Consider the following 4,140-nt stretch of genomic DNA (forward strand, 5'->3'; position numbering starts at 1 on the left):
GGTTCCTGTTCTGGTTTGCCCGATGCCCACCCGTCTCAAACGCCCATCGATCTGGCGCCCGCTGGCGCTGACTGTCGCGTTGCTTGGATTCCAGGGCTATCTGGGCTTTTCCGCCATTGGCGGGCAGTTCGGCATTGAGAGCCGCACCCAGATCCTGCTCGATATCGACCAGCTCAAGAACCGTTCCTCGGCCTTGCAGGCCGAGGTGGATGCTTATCGGCATCGGGCGACGCTGATGGATACGCGCCGGCTCGACCCCGATATCGTCACCGAGCGGGCGCGGGCGCTGCTCAACATGGCCAATGCCGACGATATCCTGATCATGGTCGACCCGGTTTCTGGTAAACCACTTTCCGGTAAATTCGAAGAATTAGCCTCAGATGAGTTAATTCGACTTATCGAAGCAGACTCAACGCTTTAGAGGCGATACTCCGATATGCTGGAGCATTGCTTTCCGGCATTTCCTTGCATTATGATGGGCGAATGTGGCCAGATCGGCCCAAGCAGCAAATCCATTTCGATGCGGAGCGTTCCTCATGGCGCGTAAGGCGGTGGCCAGCAAGGCCAAGACGCAGTCCAACCTCCCCCAGTTCACCAAGGAACAGGACCTAGAAGCCTTCCGTGAAATGCTGCTGATACGGCGTTTCGAGGAAAAGGCCGGCCAGATGTATGGCATGGGCCTGATCGGGGGCTTCTGCCACCTCTATATCGGGCAGGAAGCGGTGGTGACCGGCATCACCATGGCCAGCGAAAAGGGCAAGGACGCCCAGATCACCGGCTATCGCGACCACGGGCACATGCTGGTCATGGGGCTGGACCCCAAGGGCGTCATGGCCGAACTCACCGGGCGGCAGGGCGGATTGTCGAAAGGCAAGGGCGGCTCGATGCACATGTTCTCCAACGATCACCGCTTCTATGGCGGCAACGGCATCGTGGGGGCGCAGGTGCCGCTGGGCACCGGGCTGGCCTTCGCCAGCAAATACAAGGGCGACGGCTCGGTCTCCATCGCCTATTTCGGCGATGGCGCGGCCAATCAGGGCCAGGTCTATGAGAGCTTCAACATGGCCAAGCTCTGGAACCTGCCGGTGGTCTACATCATCGAGAACAACAAATACGCCATGGGCACCTCGATCGAGCGGGCCGCGGCGACCACGGATTTCTCCAAGCGCGGCGCCTCGTTCGACATTCCGGGCGAGCAGGTGGACGGCATGGATGTGCGCATGGTGTTCGACGCCGCGCAGCGGGCCATCGAATGGGCGCGCGCGGGCAAGGGCCCCTATATCCTGGAAATGCTGACCTATCGCTATCGCGGCCATTCCATGTCGGACCCGGCCAAGTATCGCAGCAAGGAAGAAGTGACCAAATACCGCCAGGAGCGCGACCCGATCGAGCAGGTGCGCGCGCGACTGCTGGAGGCGGGCTGGGCCAGCGAGGAAGACCTCAAGGCCATCGAGACCGATATCCGCGCCATCGTCACCGAGGCGGCCGATTTCGCCACCAACGATGCCGAGCCGGATGCGTCCGAGCTCTGGACCGATATCACCATCGAGGCCTGAGGGACGGGCCGGCCGGCCGCCCCTTTTTGAGAGATTTAGAATTTCGCCGCGTGGCCGAGATGCCCGGCGCCGTAATGCTGGAGAGCTGATATGCCCCAAATCCTGATGCCCGCGCTGTCGCCCACCATGGAAGAGGGCAAGCTGGCCAAGTGGCTGGTCAAGGTCGGCGATACGGTGTCGCCCGGCGACGTGCTCGCCGAGATCGAGACCGACAAGGCGACGATGGAAGTCGAATCGGTGGATAGCGGCACCGTCACCGAAATCCTGATCGCCGAGGGCACTGACGGGGTGAAGGTCAATACGCCCATCGCCATGGTGCTGGCCGAGGGGGAAAGCGCCGAAGCCACTCCTGCCGCCAAGACCGCCCCCGAGCCGGCGGAGGCCCCGGTGGTGGTGGCCGAGAAGGCGGCGGACGCCGCGCCTGCCGCTGCTGCCGCTGCTGCCGTTCCGGCGGCGCCGAAATTCGAGGCGCAGGACGATCCCGACCTGCCCGAAGGGGTGGAAATGGTCGAGCTGACCGTGCGCCAGGCGCTCAACGAGGCCATGGCCGAGGAAATGCGCCGTGACCCCGATGTCTTCATCATGGGCGAGGAAGTGGCCGAATATCAGGGCGCCTACAAGGTGACCCAGGGGCTGTTGCAGGAATTCGGCGCCCAGCGCGTCATCGATACCCCGATCACCGAGCATGGCTTTGCCGGGCTGGCGGTGGGCGCGGCCTTTGCCGGGCTGAAGCCCGTCGTGGAATTCATGACCTGGAATTTCGCCATGCAGGCCATCGACCAGATCATCAATTCGGCGGCCAAGCAGCTTTATATGTCGGGCGGGCAGGTCAAGGCCCCGATGGTGTTCCGCGGCCCCAATGGCGCGGCGGCGCGCGTGGCGGCGCAGCACAGCCAGGATTATTCGGCCTGGTATTCCCATGTTCCCGGCCTCACCGTCGTCGCGCCCTATAGCGCGGCCGACGCCAAGGGGCTGCTCAAGGCCGCCATCCGCTCGCCCAACCCGGTGGTGTTCCTCGAAAATGAAATTCTCTACGGCTCGACCGGGCTGGTGCCCAAGGTCGACGATTTCGTGCTGCCCATCGGCAAGGCGCGCATCGCCCGCAAGGGCGCCGACGTGACCATCGTGTCGTTCTCGATGGGCATGCGTTATGCGACGCAGGCCACCGAGAAGCTGGTGGCGGCGGGGGTCGATGTGGAACTGATCGATTTGCGCACGCTGCGCCCCATGGACAGCGACACGGTGATCGAGTCGGTGAAAAAGACCGGGCGCCTGGTGACAGTGGAAGAGGGCTGGCCGCAGGGCGGCATCGGCGCCGAGCTTTCGGCTCGCGTGATGGAGCAGGCCTTCGACTATCTCGACGCGCCGGTGATGCGCGTCACCGGCAAGGACGTGCCCATGCCCTATGCCGCCAATCTCGAAAAGCTGGCGCTGCCCCATGTCGATGACGTGATCGCGGCCGTCAACGCCGTGACCTATCGTTCGTAAGGAGAGCCGGGATGCCCATCGATATCACCATGCCGGCGCTTTCTCCCACAATGGAAGAGGGCAAGCTCGCCAAATGGCACGTCAAGGAGGGCGACAGCGTCTCTTCGGGTGACGTGATCGCCGAGATCGAAACCGACAAGGCCACCATGGAAGTGGAAGCCGTGGACGAGGGCAAGATCGGCAAGATCCTGGTGGCCGAAGGCACCGACGGCGTGAAGGTCAACGCCGTCATCGCCGTGCTGTTGCAGGAAGGCGAGGACGCCAGCGCCATCGGGGCAGGGGCTCCGGCCGCGCCCAAGGCTGAGGAAAAGGCACCCGCGAAGGCCGAAGCGCCAAAGGCCGAGGCTGCGCCGGCGGCCGCTACCAAGGCGGAAGCGCCCAAGCCTGCCGCCGCACCGGCCAAGGCCGAAGGCGGCAAGGTGTTCGCCTCCCCGCTGGCTCGCCGCCTCGCCAAGGAAGCGGGCATCGATATCGCTGCGATTACCGGCTCCGGCCCCAAGGGCCGCGTGGTGAAGTCGGATGTGGACGCGGCCAGATCGGGCAAGGCCCCGCTCAAGGCCAGTGCCTCGGCGCCCGCTGCCGCCACCGCGCCGACCGGCATGAGCAAGAACCAGGTGATGGCGCTCTACGAGGACGGCTCCTACGAAATCGTGCCCAATGACGGCATGCGCAGGACCGTTGCGGCGCGCCTCACCGAATCCAAGCAGACGGTGCCGCATTTCTACCTGACGCTGGATTGCCGCATCGAGGGGCTGCTGGCGGCGCGCGAGCAGATCAACGCGCAGGCGCCCAAGGGCAAGGACGGCAAGCCCGAATACAAGCTCTCGGTCAATGATTTCGTCATGAAGGCCTGGGCCGTGGCCTTGCAGCGCGTGCCGCTGGCCAACGCCACCTGGGCGGGCGATTCCATCCTCTATCACAAGCGCAGCGACGTGGCGGTGGCCGTGGCCGTGCCCGGCGGGCTGTTCACGCCGGTGGTCAAGGGGTGCGATGCCAAGAGCCTGCGCCAGATTTCCGAAGAAGTGAAGGATCTGGCCACGCGCGCCAAATCCAAGAAACTCGCCCCGCACGAATATCAGGGCGGCTCGTCCTCGGT

4 protein-coding genes are annotated in these 4,140 nt (G+C 64.4%); all 4 read left to right on the plus strand.

What is annotated here, in order from left to right; genetic code table 11:
• On the plus strand, positions 1 to 421 hold a 421-nt coding region (locus tag VDP82_RS14725), incomplete at its 5' end, for an FtsB family cell division protein (RefSeq protein WP_323015589.1).
• A 115-nt stretch (positions 422 to 536) separates the two neighbouring features.
• Positions 537 to 1,556: a pyruvate dehydrogenase (acetyl-transferring) E1 component subunit alpha gene (pdhA, locus tag VDP82_RS14730; protein WP_323015590.1), complete on the plus strand. Its 1,020-nt coding sequence runs from the start codon at positions 537 to 539 to the stop codon at positions 1,554 to 1,556.
• 90 nt (positions 1,557 to 1,646) lie between these two features.
• Entirely contained in the window at positions 1,647 to 3,044 is a 1,398-nt protein-coding gene (locus tag VDP82_RS14735) for a pyruvate dehydrogenase complex E1 component subunit beta (protein WP_323015591.1), read from the plus strand.
• 11 nt (positions 3,045 to 3,055) lie between these two features.
• Positions 3,056 to 4,140, plus strand: a 1,085-nt coding sequence (locus VDP82_RS14740; protein ID WP_323015592.1) for a 2-oxo acid dehydrogenase subunit E2, incomplete at its 3' end; no start/stop codon positions are given.

It is taken from the genome of Devosia sp. (genome assembly GCF_034675085.1).
Classification (GTDB): domain Bacteria; phylum Pseudomonadota; class Alphaproteobacteria; order Rhizobiales; family Devosiaceae; genus Devosia.